Below are 13,193 nucleotides of genomic sequence, written 5' to 3'. Positions count from 1 at the left end.
GTAGCATGTTGTTTAGAGCTCTGCCTGACATGTTCTTCTACCTGGGGGACCCGAACATACCGTCATCCACCAATGGCCTTGAAGGCTACTTCTCCAGGCTCAAAGCTCGATACCGTCAGCACAGGGGACTGAGCACGAACAATCGCTATCAGTATTTCACTTGGTACTTTTACCTTGTACCACGCTGATCACACATTTTCTGCAAATATGCCCGAAATGACAATGGGGGTGATCCGGCTGCGATGACTGTGTCATCCCCCCAGCGTCAAAGAGGGTGTCAGCTAACCGGCCCTATCGATCCCGTCCTTTGACGTTGTCCTCGGGCCAAAGCTCGGTGAGTTCGAACGACGCCTGAGGCATGGTTGCTCGCGTCTGCGCCACCCGTCCGGACGGCAACAGCGGAACCGGTAGTGCGGCTACTCCCTGTGCAGCGTCCGGAAGCAACAAGGCGCCGATATCCCCTGCCGCGCTCCCCTTCCCCTGGAGCAGCACCTTGAACTTGCCCAGGCCGTCCGGGCGGATGAGCTCGGAAATTCCGAGGAGGTTGGCCTCCTTCTCCGCCTCACCGAGCCCGCTGTTCGTGACCTTGTCCAGCCATCGCTCGATGCCGAGCCTGCGCAGGAATTCGGCCTGGGAGATGAGACTGAGCGGCTTCAGGCCGGACGCCTCCCCTGCCCTTATCAACTGCGAGAAGTCGACCTGGGCCGTAATGTCCTGAGCGCCTACCCACTGGTATGGGCTGGCCCCCGTAGTGTGCCGGTAGTAGGTCTCCAGCGTGCCGCGAGACCGTTGCGGAGAGTACAGCTCCATCTCCTTGTGGCCGTAGTCGATGGTCATGACGTACCCTCCGGCAAGGGCGTCCGCAACGTCGCGGACCCACGGAGCGATGCGCAGGTTGACCTCGCCGCGAAACCCATCCGGTAGCGTTCGACCCAGGGCCGCCAGGCGCTCCGCTATCAGGAGAGTCGAAGGCGCCGCGACCTCTTCCACCAGGCTGCCGTCCCTTACGGTCACGTACACCTCACGGACCTTCCCATCGACAATCTCGAAGCGGTGAACGGGAAAGGCGTCCAAAAGCTCGTTGGAGAGAACACAGCCAACCAGTTTTCGAAACGGCGCGCCGGCGGCCCGCACGGTGTGGTGGAAGGGAGAAGCGGGCGGCGCTTGCTGATCGACGGCGACGTACCGCAGCGCGCGCGCGAAATCATCGCCGACCTCTGCGGCGTACGTCGCAACGCCGTCCGCGAGCGCGCCGTTGCCTGCGCCGAGCTCTATCGCAACGAACGCGGCCGGGCTTCCGAGGCTTTCCCACATGCTTCTCAAGGCTAGAGCGATGAGTGCGCCAAAGGCTGGATGCGCCGTGGGGCTGGTGTAGAAGTCGCCGTGCGGCGTTATGCGCCCGGGCGTGGAGTAGTACCCTCCCGGATGGTAAAGGGCGACTTCCATGAATTCCGCAAAGGTGATCCTTCCTCTTGCGGATATCCTGGACCTGATTTCAAGCTCCGCGGGCGTTGGCTTGGTAAACATTGCGCTTCCGAGGTAAATCGAAGGGCGTCCCCGCATGGCGGGACGCCCTTGGTGTTCCTGTTATTTTCGACTATGAAGCGAATGGGGGCCTGACTACGTGCGTGCCTGCTTGGCGCGGTGGCTCTTTGCGCCTTCCCTGTCCCAGCCGGAGATCGGCATGGAGTTCCTGAACTCCCCGTGCTCCCCGCACGAGATGCACTTGCCCTGGCTGACCGGGCCGTTCGGGCTGTCAATAAGCCAGCGATGTCGACATGCCGTTACGACTGCTTCCTGGTTCATCAAAGTAGGCCCCTTCATTAGAGTACTTGATCCCAAAAGGCACGTATTCAGTTTTGCCGGCCCAACGCACGCGGAGCTAGCCGCGCTTTTCTATCGGCACGTATGCCAGGTCCATCTGGCCGGCATAGAGTAGTCGTGGCCGAAGAATGTTTTTGTCTTCGTACTGCTCGATCACGTGGGCAGACCACCCGGGCATGCGCCCTATGGCGAATATGGGCACGTAAAGGTCCTTGGGGATGCCCATGAGCGCGTAGACCGAGCCGGACCACAGGTCCACGTTCGGGTTGATGCCCAGACGGGCGCGGCGCTTCATCGCCTTGGTCTCTGTCAGAGCCGCGATAATCCGGAACCACTTGGGATTGCCCTTGCGGGTGCCGAGCGCCTCCGCGTCCGCACGCAGGTGGACGGAGCGCGGGTCCACGTCCTTGTACACGGCGTGGCCGAAGCCCATCACGCGGCCGCCGGAGGCAAGGACATTCTCGACATACGACTCGGCGTTCTCTTCGCTGCCGATCTCCTCAGCCATCTGCATGACGGCCTCAGCGGCGCCGCCGTGCTTGGGGCCTTTGAGGGTAGCAATGGCCGCCGTGATGGCGGCGTAGTAATCGGAGCTTGTGGAGGCGGCGACGCGGCCGGCGAAGGTGGACGCGTTTACGCCGTGTTCGGCGTGGAGAAGGAAGTCCTTGTCGATGAGACGGGCGTCCTGCGGGTCCTGCACTGCGCCTGTAAGCATATACAGGAAGTTCGCGGCGTGGCCCAGGTCGTTCCTGGGGGAGAGAGGCTCGAGGCCGCGGCGAATGCGGTCGTGCGCTGCCACAATCGTGGGTACGGCGGCCGTTATTCGAACAGACTTCTGATAGACGGCCTCCGGGGACATGTTATTCACGTCCTTGTCCGAGAGGGCCATTGCCGATACGGCGGTCCGCAGCACGTCCATTGGGTACGCAGACTTTGTTATGCGAATGACCTGGAGGACTTCCGAAGGGACCTGGCGGCTGGACCTGATCTGCGACTCAAACTCCGCAAGCTGGGCCTTTGTGGGGAGCGAGCCCTTCAGGAGAAGATAACAGACTTCTTCGAACGAGGAATTCGGTGCGAGGTCGTGAATGTTGTAGCCACGGTAGATGAGCTTGCCGGAAGGGTCAACGTCGCTGATATTAGTGCGGTCGAAGTATACGTCCTTGAGGCCCTTCTTGAGCTCCACCTTCTGTTCTAGGGTCATTTATCGGTTCCTGACACTGTTAGTGGCTCCGCGGAGCACGGGAATTCTAACACCTTGCCAATAGTGTGTCAAGAATTCGCCGTTAGCCGTCAACGGCGAGGCCATGGCGTCCGTGGGTCGCAGCCACTCCTCTTCCAAGGGCCTTGAGGGTGTCTAATATTTGTACAATTTTCTTCGCAACCAATAGGAGTAGTTAATTTATTCACAATGTTTGACGCGCTATCGGCGCGCGATTAAAATAGCCGTTGCGGGAGGCCGCAACGCTCACTTTTCGGCGGCCATAGCATGGCGCCGCATGCGAACATCAGCAGCGGGATGATAAGTTGACGGAAAAGCCGGTGAATTCGAACGAAGTACCCGATGTCGTAGCGCTAAGGCTCCCCATGTATGTCAGGGTCCTGACGCAGCTACGCGACTCCGGTTACGACGTTGTCAGCTCGCAGCAGCTTGGGGGCCTGCTCCAGATGACCCCCGCCCAGATTCGCAAGGACCTGAGCTACTTCGGCAGGTTCGGCAAGCAGGGGCGCGGGTACAACGTGCAGTTCCTGCGCGAGGAGCTGCGGCAAATACTTGGTCTTGACCGCAAGTGGCCCGCCTGCCTTATCGGCGTCGGCCGCCTTGGCCAAGCCATCATCAACTACCCGGGCTTCGTTCCTGAGGGCTTTAACGTAGTAGCCGCATTCGACAGCGACCCCGAGCAGATCGCCCGGCCGATAGGCGGCATACTCGTGCGGCCTATGGAAGACCTTGAGCAGGCGATCCGGGAGAGCAACATCACGATCGGCATCGTCGCCGTTCCGGCACGCGAGGCGCAGAAGGTAATCGATCAACTGATCAACGCGGGTGTGCGCGGAATCCTGAACTACGCCCCCATTGCCCCCAAGGTCTCGATGGACATTGTGATCCGTAACATAGACCCTGTCCTCTCCCTCCAGTCGATGACCTTCTACCTGATGCACGAAGACGCGATCCCAATAATCCGCCGGTAGACCATCTACAGCCTTCATGCCGGGCCGGACCCGGCCACCTGCCTGAACACGATGTAAGAGTAGATGATCGACCACGCCGCCGCAGCGCCCAGCGGGACCAGGATAAACAGCCACGCTGCTTCCCCAAAGAGTGACCCAGCTACCGCGATTATGCCCGCCGCCTTGAACACCCTTGCGCCCGCCTGGTGGGTCCGGTCCCATACGGCATCACTGCTGAGAGTCCACGGCGTCCGGATGCCGATGAAGTAGTTGCGCTTGACGTGTTGCAGCAGGGTCCCAATGTAAAAGACGAGCAGTCCCGCGCCCAGCGGCAGGATGATGTTGAAGTCCAGCTTCGTCCCTGCGTTCCAGAGTATGACCACCACGTGTACGGCAAGCAGGTAGACGAGAAACGTCAGGATGAAGCGGTCATATTGCGGGCGAAATTTTGCGATGTTTGCCTTGAGCGGATCCATTTTCGGGATAAGGGCAAAAAGTCCAGCCAGGAGGAGCATCGCCACGGGTAGTATGAGAAGGCCGGGCAGCTTCGCCATTTCGCCGTCCACCTCCCCCGCAGGGTTCCAATGGGAAGCGACCCTGTCCGGCGCGAATGGGTAGTATACGGCGCTGATCAGGAACGCCGCAGCAATAGCGGTGAAGATGCCAATGGTGACGACTCTCTGATGCGCCATATCACCCTCCTGCAAGCTCATTCCAATCTCATGCTAGCTCATGGGTGATGGTCGTTCAAGTTTCCGGTGTTACATTTCGGCGGAACGGGGCAGAGCGGCGCAAAAAACGTACGGGGCCGCATCTGCGGCCCCGTATGGATCAAAATCACGAAAGGTTGCGACGGCCTAAGCGGACCCGGGCCGGGAGTTATCCCCGCGGTCGCTTCGCGAGCGGCGCTGGGCTACCTTGAGGCGAATCTGCGACCGCCGGATGGCGGCGAGGGCCTTTTCGAGATCGGCGTCGCTCCCGGCGTGGGCGATGCTCTCCTGGGCCTTCTTGAGGGCCTCCTGGGCACGGGCAGCGTCGATCTCGTCCGCGCGCTCCACGGCGTCTGCAAGGATGACGATCTTGTCGCCGATGACTTCAAGGAAGCCGCCGGTAATCGCCATGTATGTCTCTTTACCCTCTTTGATGAGGCGTATCTCACCGGGCTTGAGCATAGTGAGAAGCGGCGCGTGCTTCGGCATGATCGCCAGCTCGCCCTCTACGCCGGGCGCGACGAGAACGTTAACGCTGTCGGAGTAGACGAGCTTCTCCGCAGTCACTATTTCGAGCTTGATTGTTGCCATACAGAATCCCTCACCCGACGCCCAGAGCGGCGTCGACCTCTCCCGCAAAGCCGGGAGAGGAAAGAAACAAACTTAGCCCTTGAGCATCTTTTGACCTTTTTCGATGGCCTCGTCGATCGTCCCGCACATGTAGAAGGCCTGCTCCGGCAGAGTGTCGTGCTTGCCGTCGAGGATCTCGCGGAAGCCGCGCACCGTCTCCTTGACCGGGACGTAGCGGCCCGGGCGGCCGGTGAACTGCTCGGCAACGAAGAACGGCTGCGTGAGGAAGCGCTGAATCTTGCGCGCTCGGGCCACGGTGGCCTTGTCTTCCTCGGAGAGCTCTTCGATACCGAGAATCGCGATGATGTCCTGGAGCTCGCGGTACCTCTGAAGCACCTTCTGGACGCCGCGGGCCACATCGTAGTGCTCCTGGCCGACGACGGAAGCCTCCATGATGCGGGAGTTTGACGCGAGCGGGTCAACCGCCGGGTACAGGCCCTGCTCCGAGATTGCGCGGTCGAGCGAGATAACGGCGTCCAGGTGGCCGAACGTCGTTACGATGCCGGGGTCGGTATAGTCGTCCGCAGGCACGTAGATGGCCTGGAAGGAGGTGATCGAGCCGCTCTTGCTGGAGGTGATGCGCTCCTGGAGCGCGCCCATCTCCGTACCCAGCGTGGGCTGGTAACCCACGGCGGAGGGCATGCGACCCAGCAGCGCCGAGACCTCCATGCCTGCAAGAATGTACCTGTAGATGTTGTCGACGAAGAGCAGTACGTCCTGGCCCTTGGTCTCCTTGAAGTACTCCGCCATCGTCAGGCCGGTAAGAGCGACGCGGGCGCGGATGCCCGGAGGCTCGTTCATCTGGCCGAAGACGAGCACTGTCTGCTTGATAACTCCGGACTCCTGCATCTCGTGCCAGAGGTCGTTGCCCTCGCGGGAGCGCTCGCCCACGCCGGCGAACACGGACACGCCCTTGTGCTCGGTGCCGATGTTGCGGATGAGCTCCTGGATGATGACCGTCTTTCCTACGCCCGCGCCGCCGTACGCGCCGACCTTGCCGCCCTTAGTAAAGGGGGTCATGAGGTCCAGCACCTTGATGCCTGTCTCCAGCACCGAGACCTTGGTAGCCTGGTCCTGAAAGCTAGGGGCGGGCCTGTGAATGGGCCAGTTATCGGTAGAATCGATCTCTTCAAGGCCGTCCAGCGTCTGGCCGAGGGCGTTGAAGAGGCGGCCGAGGGTGGGCTGGCCTACGGGAACGGCGATGGCCTTGCCGGTGTCGGTCACGACGGCGCCCCTCGTGAGGCCGTCCGTCGAGCCCATTGCAAGGCAGCGCACCCAGTTGTTGCCGATGTGCTGCTCAACCTCGAGGACCAGCTTTTCGCCGTTGATCACTGTCTCAAGGGCGTTGTAGATGCCCGGCATGGCTTCGGCGGGAAACTCCGCGTCTACCACCGTTCCGATTACCTGTGTGATTGTTCCCGTTGCCATTCTTTTACCTCTTATCCCTGTATCGCCGCGGCGCCGCCGACGATGTCGAGGAGCTCCTTGGTGATGCTGTCCTGGCGGGCCTTGTTCATTATGATTGTCAGCTCGCCGATCATATCGTTCGCGTTGTCGGTTGCGTTGCGCATCGCCACCATGCGGGCGGACTGCTCGCTGGCGACCGATTCGAGCACGGCGTGGTAGACCTGCATCTCGATGTAGCGCGGCAAGATCTGGTCCAGCACGAACTCGGCGCTCGGCTCATATATGTACCCAACGGCGTCCCGAGTATTCAGCTTGGCCGGAACAACCGGCAGCAGCGGCACGATGACCGGCTTTTGTACGGTCGTGTTCACGAAGTCGGCGTAGGAGAGATAGACCGCGTCCACCTTCTCTTCCGTGTAGAGCTGTGTCAGGATGCGGACCATCGGCGTGACCGAAGCGATCGACGGCCTCTCGCCCAGGTCCGTGAAAACGGCCTTGACGTTTTGTCCGTAGCGGACCATGAAGTCGCGGCCCTTCTTGCCGACCGCAACCACTTCCACCCCGACGTTCGCCTGCTTCTGGTTGAGAAGGAACTGCGCGCCGGACTTGTTGATGTTTGTGTTCAGGCCGCCCGTGAGGCCGCGGTCGGGCGTGATGTGCAGGATAGCGCCGTTCTTGATTGGACGTGTCCGGAGAAGGGGGTGCAGGTCCTTGCCCTCCTCCCGCGGCTGTGCGGCGAGGTCTGCGAGGAGGTCCCACATTCTCTCCGAGTACGGCCTGCCCTTGATGGCCATATCCTGCGCGCGCTTCATCTTGGAAGCGGCGATCATGGACATCGCCTTCGTTATCTTGGCTGTATTCTTTACGCTCCGGATGCGGAGCCTTAACTGCCGTACACTGGCCATCTAACTACCTATGTTTTCGGTCTTCGGCTGTTCCGCCCTGGTTTTGTCTCCCCCTCGATTGGGGGAGATGTCAGCGCTCTGGCTGAAAGAGAGGGTGTTGCCTTTACTCGGCCGTTAGCTGTCTGCTAAACAGGCACCGTCGCCTTGAAGTCCGTCAGCGCCTTCTTGAGCATTCCCTCGATCTCGGGGGTGATATCCTTCACATCGGCGATCTTCTTCAGCACTTCGGCCTGCGTCGACGACATGTAAGAGTGCAACGCCTTCTCGAACGCCTGGACCTTCGAGACTTCGACATCGTCCAGGAAGCCGTTGATCAGGGCGAACAGGATCGAGATCTGCTGCTCCAGCTTGAGCGGCGCGTTCTGGGGCTGCTTCAGCACCTCAACCGCGCGCTGCCCGCGCTCCAGCTGGGCCTTTGTAGTCCGATCCAGGTCGGCGGTGCCGAACTGCGCGAAGGCCGCGAGAGAGCGGTACTGCGCGAGCTCCAGGCGCAGGCGGCCTGCCACCTTTTTCATCGCCTTGGTCTGGGCCGAGCCGCCCACACGAGAGACGGAAAGACCGGCGTTAACGGCAGGCCTGATGCCGGCGTTGAACAGCTCGGGCTCAAGGTAAATCTGGCCGTCCGTAATCGATATTACGTTTGTCGGCACGTATGCGGACACGTCCCCGGACAGAGTCTCGATTATCGGAAGGGCCGTCACGGAGCCGCCGCCCTTCTCCTTCGATAGGCGGGCCGCGCGCTCCAGGAGGCGGCTGTGCAGGTAGAAAACGTCGCCGGGATAAGCCTCGCGGCCCGGCGGACGGCGAAGCAACAGCGACATCTGGCGGTACGCCCAGGCATGCTTCGAAAGGTCATCGTACATTATCAGGACGTCCTTGCCCTGGTTCATGAAGTACTCCGCAATCGCGGAGCCCGTGAACGGGGCGAGGTACTGCATAGACGCAGGATCAGACGCGTTAGCCGCAACGATGACCGTGTACGGCATGGCGCCCTGGCCCTCCAGGAGGCCCAGCGTCTGCGCGACCTTACCGGCCTTCTGGCCGATGGCGACGTAGACGCAGAGAAGTTTGCCACCCTTCTGGTTGATGATCGCGTCCGTGCAGATGGTCGTCTTGCCGGTGGAGCGGTCGCCGATGATCAGCTCGCGCTGGCCGCGTCCGACCGGGATCATTGCGTCCACGGCCTTGATGCCGGTCTGTACGGGGACGTTCACGGCCTGGCGGGAGGCGACGTCCGGGGCCCCGATCTCCACAAGACCTGTCTGGCTGGTCTTGATAGGACCTTTGCCGTCGATAGGAGCGCCGAGCCCATTCACCACCCTGCCCAGCATCGCTTCGCCCACGGGAACTGAGGCCAGCTTGCCTGTCGCCCGGACTTCCGAGCCTTCCTTAATGAGCTTGTCATCACCAAGGACGACAACGCCGACGCTGTCCTCTTCGAGGTTAAGGGCCATGCCGGTTACGCCTCCGGCGAACTCAACGAGCTCATTCGAGCCGACGCCCGACAGGCCGTGCACGCGGGCGATACCGTCACCCACAGACACAACTGTGCCCACGTCCACCATGCTAACGCCGCGTCCGAACTCTTCGATCTGCTTCTTGATGACGGACGCTATGTCTTGTCCTCTGACTGCCATTGTCTGCCTCCCTGGGACCCTTCTCTGTGTCTCTCCTCGACAGGAGAGATGCCCGCCGCGGCGGACCGAGAGGGTGTTGCCTTCGGCTTGCTTACCCGACCAGCTCGCGCCTCATGTCGCTGAGACGCGTCCTGACGCTGCCGTCTATTACGCGGTCCCCGACCCTGGCGATAATCCCGCCGAGGATCGATGGGTCCACGACAGTGGAAATCTTGATCTCTTTGCCAATTATGCCCTTGAGAATAGCCGCCAGCTTCTCCGCTTCGTCCTTCTTGAGAGGCACGGCCGTGATGACGGTGGCCTGCTCAATGCCGCGGTGCGTATCGACGAACTTTGAGTATTCATCGAGGATATCGGGCACCGTGCCGGCCAAGCCTCGAGTGGACAGGAGCGCCAGAAGGTTCACGGCCAGCGGGCTGACCGCATCTCCCAGCGCCGCCCTGACCGCCTCCACATTCTTTTCAGCGGCATGCCCAGGCGCGTCGAAGTGCGACGCGGCGTTTCCTTCGCTGATGATGGACGCCAGCACGCGCAGGTCTTCCGACCAGTGGTCGAGGCTATTTTGCTCCAGTGCGAGCTGGAAGATCGCCTGGGCGTAGCGCTTTGCCGAAACGGATCGTGGCATTACGATTTACCTGATCTTGTGGGTCCGTCTCCGTCCGGGCCGAATGTACGGCCCGGAAGAAGACGACAAATGCGTTCTTTACCACCGGCCGAAAGGCGACCGGCTGGAAACGGCCTGTTACTTCTTCGCGATGGTCACGCTGTCCATGAGGACCTTGTTGATAAGATCGCGATGGGCCTTTTCGTCAAGCGACTTCTCTACCACGCGCTCTGCCGCGGTGATAGCGAGGCCTGCGAACTGGCGGCGCAGCTCTTCGATGGCCGCGTCGCGCTCGCGCTGGATGTTGAGCTGCGCCTTGGCGCGCTCGGCTTCAATCTCCTGGCGCGCGCGGGCAAGCTCTTCGTCCCGGAACTTATCGGCAACTTCGCGCGCCTGGGCGATCATCGCCTGGCCCTCGTTCCTTGCTGCCTGTATCTGCCTTCGCATCTCTTCCTGAGAAGCGGCAGCCTCTGCCTTTGCCTTCTCAGCAGCCTCAAGTCCTTCCTTGATCCTGGCCGACCTGTTGTCCAGGGCCTTCAATAGAGGCTTGTACAGCAGGGAATACAGGACTACGAACAGGATTATGAAGCTTATTAACTGAGTAATAAGCTGTGGCAGGTTAATACCTAAGGCTTCCATACCCTCTCCTCAACCCTGATGGTCTTCTGCACCCACCACCACGTGCCGCACCCTTGGAGCAGACGGGCCACGACTATACGAAAATGATGATGATGGCCACGACCAGCGCGTAGATGGCGATGGCCTCAGCGAACGCGAGCGCGAGAATCATGTTCTGCTGGATGGGACCGGCAGCCTCAGGATTCCTGCCAATGGCATCCATGGCCCTGCCGGCGAGGATACCGATTGCCAGAGCAGGCCCAATGCCGCCAATACCTATGGCGATAGCAGCAGCTAACGATGCGAGTTCACCCGTAATATTCATCAAAGACTCCTTCCATCAAGGTCGTGGTTGAATCAACGGACCCTATTTTGGTGACCGAAACTAGTGGCGCCCTTCCGTGGCCTTCACTTCCCCGTGGCCGTGATCATCGCCGTGGGCGCCGTGGGCAATCGTCGCTCCGGTGGCGAACACCAGGGTAAGCATTGCGAACACGAAGCCCTGCACCAGGCCGACGAACAGTTCCAGGCCCAGGAACGGCAGGATACCCACGAGCGGGATCAGGAACGCCATTGCGATCAGCAGCACCTCGCCGGCGAAAATGTTCCCGAACAACCGGAAAGTGAAGCTTATTATGCGTGAGGTCTCCCCGATTATCTCAAGAAGGCCCACGAACAGCATTATCGGGCCGCCCTTCAAATTGATGTACTTGCCCGCATGGTTGAGCGGGCCAAGGATCCGGAAGCCCCAGAAGTGGACCATGAACATCGCTATGATCGCGATGGCGAGGGTGGTGTTGATGTCGGTATTGGCGCTGCGGAAAAACGGCGCAAGACGGCCGACCTTTTTGCCGGCGTATTCGCCGTGGTGCTCCTCGTATTCAGCAGCCGTAACTACGTTCGTGGGGTGCTTGGTAATGGGATCTATGCCGACCGATCCGAGAGGGAGCAAAGCCAGGAAGCCGTCGCCATCAAAGACCTGGAGGTGAATCTCGGACAGGTCTGCATGTTCGCCCCTCTTCTCGGCGGCCTCTTCAGCGTGGTGGATGACATCGTCCGCCGGCTCAAACCAGCCTATGCTTCCGTAGCCGGGGAGGATGCCGAGCCAGTTTGAGACGGCCACAAAAAGAAAGATGGTCATGACCAGGGGGAAGAACCTGCGGACCCTGCCCTTGTCATGACCGGTAACGTTATCTGCGAGATTGAGGAAGAACTCGAAAAGTACCTCGAAGAAGCCCTGCAGGCGGCCCGGGACTTCCTTGACTTTGCTTCGCGCCAGAAGCGCCAGGACAGTGAGAAGCAGGATGGTCACCCACGTGGCAACCATGGTGTTGGTTATCTTGAAGCCTGCGATGGCCTTCGGCCAGGCGGGCTCTGCTGCAAGCTGGATGTGCGAAAGGGGAGCGCCGATAAAGCCCGCCCCGAACTGGGCGCCGAGCGCGCCGCCGGCGACGCCAAGAAGGCCCATGATCATGATGGCAAGGAGCAGGACGATTACTTTTGGGTTTGCAAGAAGCTTCACTCGCGCTTGCTCTTCTTCCTATCCTTCTTCTTGTACTCCTGGGCGGAGGCCGCCAGCACCGTCCGGAGCATCCGGAACATGCCGATCATGGCGAACGCAATCCCCAGCCCAAGACACACCAGCGTCAGCAGCGGCCTAGTATCCAGCGACCTGTCCAGGAGATACCCCAGCAGGGCGCCGCCCGCTATGCAGAGGGCGATGTACATTCCGATACCTAGTAGCCGGTAGGCGACTGCAAGCATCGCAAATGCTCCTCGGGAGGCCCTCCCGACAACGCTTGTGTATTCTATCACAATCAAAAACTGAAATTCAATTTGCTTTTGAAGATTGCCCTGCGCGGCTGTATAAAGCCGTTCAGGCAAAAAAAGGGCGACCCCGCCGGTGCGGGGCCGCCCTTTGAGGTGCGGGTCCTAACGCTCCCTGGCCTTGCCAGGGGGCTCCTTGAAGTCATCGAGGCTGTCAAGCTTCTGGATGAACTCACTGAACGCAGACAGGCTCTTGAGCTCGTCCTCGGTCATGGGCTTTTCCTTGCGCTCGGCTGGCGTGGGGACGACCGGCTTGCCGGTCTCCTCATCCATCTCAACCCCGGCCTTCTCCACGACAGTCTCGTCTGCGAAGATCGGGGCGTCGGTGCGGACCGCAAGCGCAATGGCGTCGCTGGGGCGGGAGTCCACCTCGAGAGTGGCACCGTTATGCTGGACCACAATCTTGGCGTAAAACGTGTCGTTCTTGAGGTCAGATACGACGATCCTGCTCACGGTAGCGCCGAGCGTGGCTATCACGGAGCGGAGCAGATCATGAGTCATGGGGCGCGGGACGGGGACATCCTGCAGTTTGAGGGCTATGGAGTCAGCTTCGGGCGGGCCTATCCAGATCGGGAGGTATCGGTTAGTCTCCTTTACACGAAGAATCACCACCCGCTGGTAGTTCAGGAGGCTGACCCGGATGCTGTCTATGGTCATCTCAAGCATTAACCGCTTCCTCCTCACCAACACTTACGTTCATTGTATGTCCGACCTATTGGGGTGTCAACGAAGGGGTCCCGCCGTGTCTTTGCTCAGTGATATTGTCAGTAGGTAACTGCTCAGTGAATATGTCAGTCCATGAGAGGACTACATTTGACCGAGCGAGAAGCGAAGAGAGCACAGATACTGAACCTTGTTC

At 60.5% G+C, this 13,193-nt stretch carries 15 protein-coding genes; 1 reads left to right on the top strand and 14 read right to left on the bottom strand.

Annotated elements, in window-relative coordinates; translation table 11 throughout:
• Window positions 1–291: 291 nt before the first annotated feature.
• The 3 genes from FJ319_13030 to FJ319_13020 form a co-directional block, all read right to left on the bottom strand.
• On the bottom strand, window positions 292–1,563 hold the full coding sequence (locus FJ319_13030) for an SAM-dependent methyltransferase (protein MBM3935199.1): 1,272 nt from the start codon (window positions 1,561–1,563) through the stop codon (window positions 292–294).
• A gap of 57 nt (window positions 1,564–1,620) precedes the next feature.
• The gene (locus tag FJ319_13025; GenBank protein ID MBM3935198.1) at window positions 1,621–1,806 is read right to left on the bottom strand and encodes a hypothetical protein; all 186 of its coding nucleotides are present in this window, start codon (window positions 1,804–1,806) and stop codon (window positions 1,621–1,623) included.
• Between the two features lie 76 nt (window positions 1,807–1,882).
• Entirely contained in the window at window positions 1,883–3,028 is a 1,146-nt protein-coding gene (locus tag FJ319_13020) for a citrate (Si)-synthase (GenBank protein MBM3935197.1), read from the bottom strand.
• 383 nt (window positions 3,029–3,411) lie between these two features.
• Here FJ319_13020 and FJ319_13015 point away from each other — a divergent pair, with 383 nt between their 5' ends.
• Complete coding sequence (locus tag FJ319_13015; GenBank protein MBM3935196.1) at window positions 3,412–4,017, top strand: redox-sensing transcriptional repressor Rex; 606 nt, start codon at window positions 3,412–3,414, stop codon at window positions 4,015–4,017.
• A gap of 14 nt (window positions 4,018–4,031) precedes the next feature.
• Here FJ319_13015 and FJ319_13010 read toward each other — a convergent pair whose 3' ends face one another.
• The 11 genes from FJ319_13010 to FJ319_12960 form a co-directional block, all read right to left on the bottom strand.
• Window positions 4,032–4,709 (bottom strand): SdpI family protein, encoded by a 678-nt coding sequence (locus FJ319_13010; protein ID MBM3935195.1) that lies wholly within the window; start codon window positions 4,707–4,709, stop codon window positions 4,032–4,034.
• A gap of 144 nt (window positions 4,710–4,853) precedes the next feature.
• Complete coding sequence (locus FJ319_13005) at window positions 4,854–5,297, bottom strand: F0F1 ATP synthase subunit epsilon (GenBank protein ID MBM3935194.1); 444 nt, start codon at window positions 5,295–5,297, stop codon at window positions 4,854–4,856.
• A gap of 72 nt (window positions 5,298–5,369) precedes the next feature.
• Window positions 5,370–6,764, bottom strand: coding sequence for a F0F1 ATP synthase subunit beta (gene atpD / locus FJ319_13000; GenBank protein ID MBM3935193.1), 1,395 nt, complete (start codon window positions 6,762–6,764; stop codon window positions 5,370–5,372).
• Between the two features lie 11 nt (window positions 6,765–6,775).
• Window positions 6,776–7,648 carry an ATP synthase F1 subunit gamma gene (atpG, locus tag FJ319_12995; GenBank protein ID MBM3935192.1) on the bottom strand — a complete coding sequence of 291 codons (873 nt, stop codon included), beginning with the start codon at window positions 7,646–7,648 and terminating at the stop codon, window positions 6,776–6,778.
• Window positions 7,649–7,773: 125 nt separating this feature from the next.
• Window positions 7,774–9,285, bottom strand: a complete 1,512-nt coding sequence (locus FJ319_12990; GenBank protein ID MBM3935191.1) for a F0F1 ATP synthase subunit alpha — start codon at window positions 9,283–9,285, stop codon at window positions 7,774–7,776.
• 91 nt (window positions 9,286–9,376) lie between these two features.
• Complete coding sequence (gene atpH / locus FJ319_12985; GenBank protein ID MBM3935190.1) at window positions 9,377–9,910, bottom strand: ATP synthase F1 subunit delta; 534 nt, start codon at window positions 9,908–9,910, stop codon at window positions 9,377–9,379.
• 117 nt (window positions 9,911–10,027) lie between these two features.
• Window positions 10,028–10,528: a F0F1 ATP synthase subunit B gene (gene atpF, locus FJ319_12980; protein MBM3935189.1), complete on the bottom strand. Its 501-nt coding sequence runs from the start codon at window positions 10,526–10,528 to the stop codon at window positions 10,028–10,030.
• 73 nt (window positions 10,529–10,601) lie between these two features.
• Window positions 10,602–10,832 (bottom strand): ATP synthase F0 subunit C, encoded by a 231-nt coding sequence (gene atpE / locus FJ319_12975; protein ID MBM3935188.1) that lies wholly within the window; start codon window positions 10,830–10,832, stop codon window positions 10,602–10,604.
• A 60-nt stretch (window positions 10,833–10,892) separates the two neighbouring features.
• Window positions 10,893–12,029: a F0F1 ATP synthase subunit A gene (gene atpB / locus FJ319_12970; GenBank protein ID MBM3935187.1), complete on the bottom strand. Its 1,137-nt coding sequence runs from the start codon at window positions 12,027–12,029 to the stop codon at window positions 10,893–10,895.
• Entirely contained in the window at window positions 12,026–12,271 is a 246-nt protein-coding gene (locus tag FJ319_12965) for an AtpZ/AtpI family protein (protein ID MBM3935186.1), read from the bottom strand. Before FJ319_12965 ends, atpB begins: the two co-directional genes overlap by 4 nt.
• 168 nt (window positions 12,272–12,439) lie before the next feature.
• Complete coding sequence (locus tag FJ319_12960; GenBank protein MBM3935185.1) at window positions 12,440–13,000, bottom strand: bifunctional nuclease family protein; 561 nt, start codon at window positions 12,998–13,000, stop codon at window positions 12,440–12,442.
• Window positions 13,001–13,193 lie beyond the last annotated feature (193 nt).

Source organism: SAR202 cluster bacterium, from assembly GCA_016872355.1.
Lineage (GTDB): Bacteria > Chloroflexota > Dehalococcoidia > Lucifugimonadales > VGZY01 > VGZY01.
Note: the sequence above shows the minus strand (reverse complement) of the source record. Positions and strands in the feature narration are given on the sequence as shown.

Coding starts and splice junctions, on each gene's coding strand:
- FJ319_13030 (MBM3935199.1), bottom strand. CDS start 1,563: ATGCGGGGACGCCCTTCGATTTACCTCGGAAGCGCAATGTTTACCAAG.
- FJ319_13025 (MBM3935198.1), bottom strand. CDS start 1,806: ATGAACCAGGAAGCAGTCGTAACGGCATGTCGACATCGCTGGCTTATT.
- FJ319_13020 (MBM3935197.1), bottom strand. CDS start 3,028: ATGACCCTAGAACAGAAGGTGGAGCTCAAGAAGGGCCTCAAGGACGTA.
- FJ319_13015 (MBM3935196.1), top strand. CDS start 3,412: ATGTATGTCAGGGTCCTGACGCAGCTACGCGACTCCGGTTACGACGTT.
- FJ319_13010 (MBM3935195.1), bottom strand. CDS start 4,709: ATGAGCTTGCAGGAGGGTGATATGGCGCATCAGAGAGTCGTCACCATT.
- FJ319_13005 (MBM3935194.1), bottom strand. CDS start 5,297: ATGGCAACAATCAAGCTCGAAATAGTGACTGCGGAGAAGCTCGTCTAC.
- atpD (MBM3935193.1), bottom strand. CDS start 6,764: ATGGCAACGGGAACAATCACACAGGTAATCGGAACGGTGGTAGACGCG.
- atpG (MBM3935192.1), bottom strand. CDS start 7,648: ATGGCCAGTGTACGGCAGTTAAGGCTCCGCATCCGGAGCGTAAAGAAT.
- FJ319_12990 (MBM3935191.1), bottom strand. CDS start 9,285: ATGGCAGTCAGAGGACAAGACATAGCGTCCGTCATCAAGAAGCAGATC.
- atpH (MBM3935190.1), bottom strand. CDS start 9,910: ATGCCACGATCCGTTTCGGCAAAGCGCTACGCCCAGGCGATCTTCCAG.
- atpF (MBM3935189.1), bottom strand. CDS start 10,528: ATGGAAGCCTTAGGTATTAACCTGCCACAGCTTATTACTCAGTTAATA.
- atpE (MBM3935188.1), bottom strand. CDS start 10,832: ATGAATATTACGGGTGAACTCGCATCGTTAGCTGCTGCTATCGCCATA.
- FJ319_12965 (MBM3935186.1), bottom strand. CDS start 12,271: ATGCTTGCAGTCGCCTACCGGCTACTAGGTATCGGAATGTACATCGCC.
- FJ319_12960 (MBM3935185.1), bottom strand. CDS start 13,000: ATGCTTGAGATGACCATAGACAGCATCCGGGTCAGCCTCCTGAACTAC.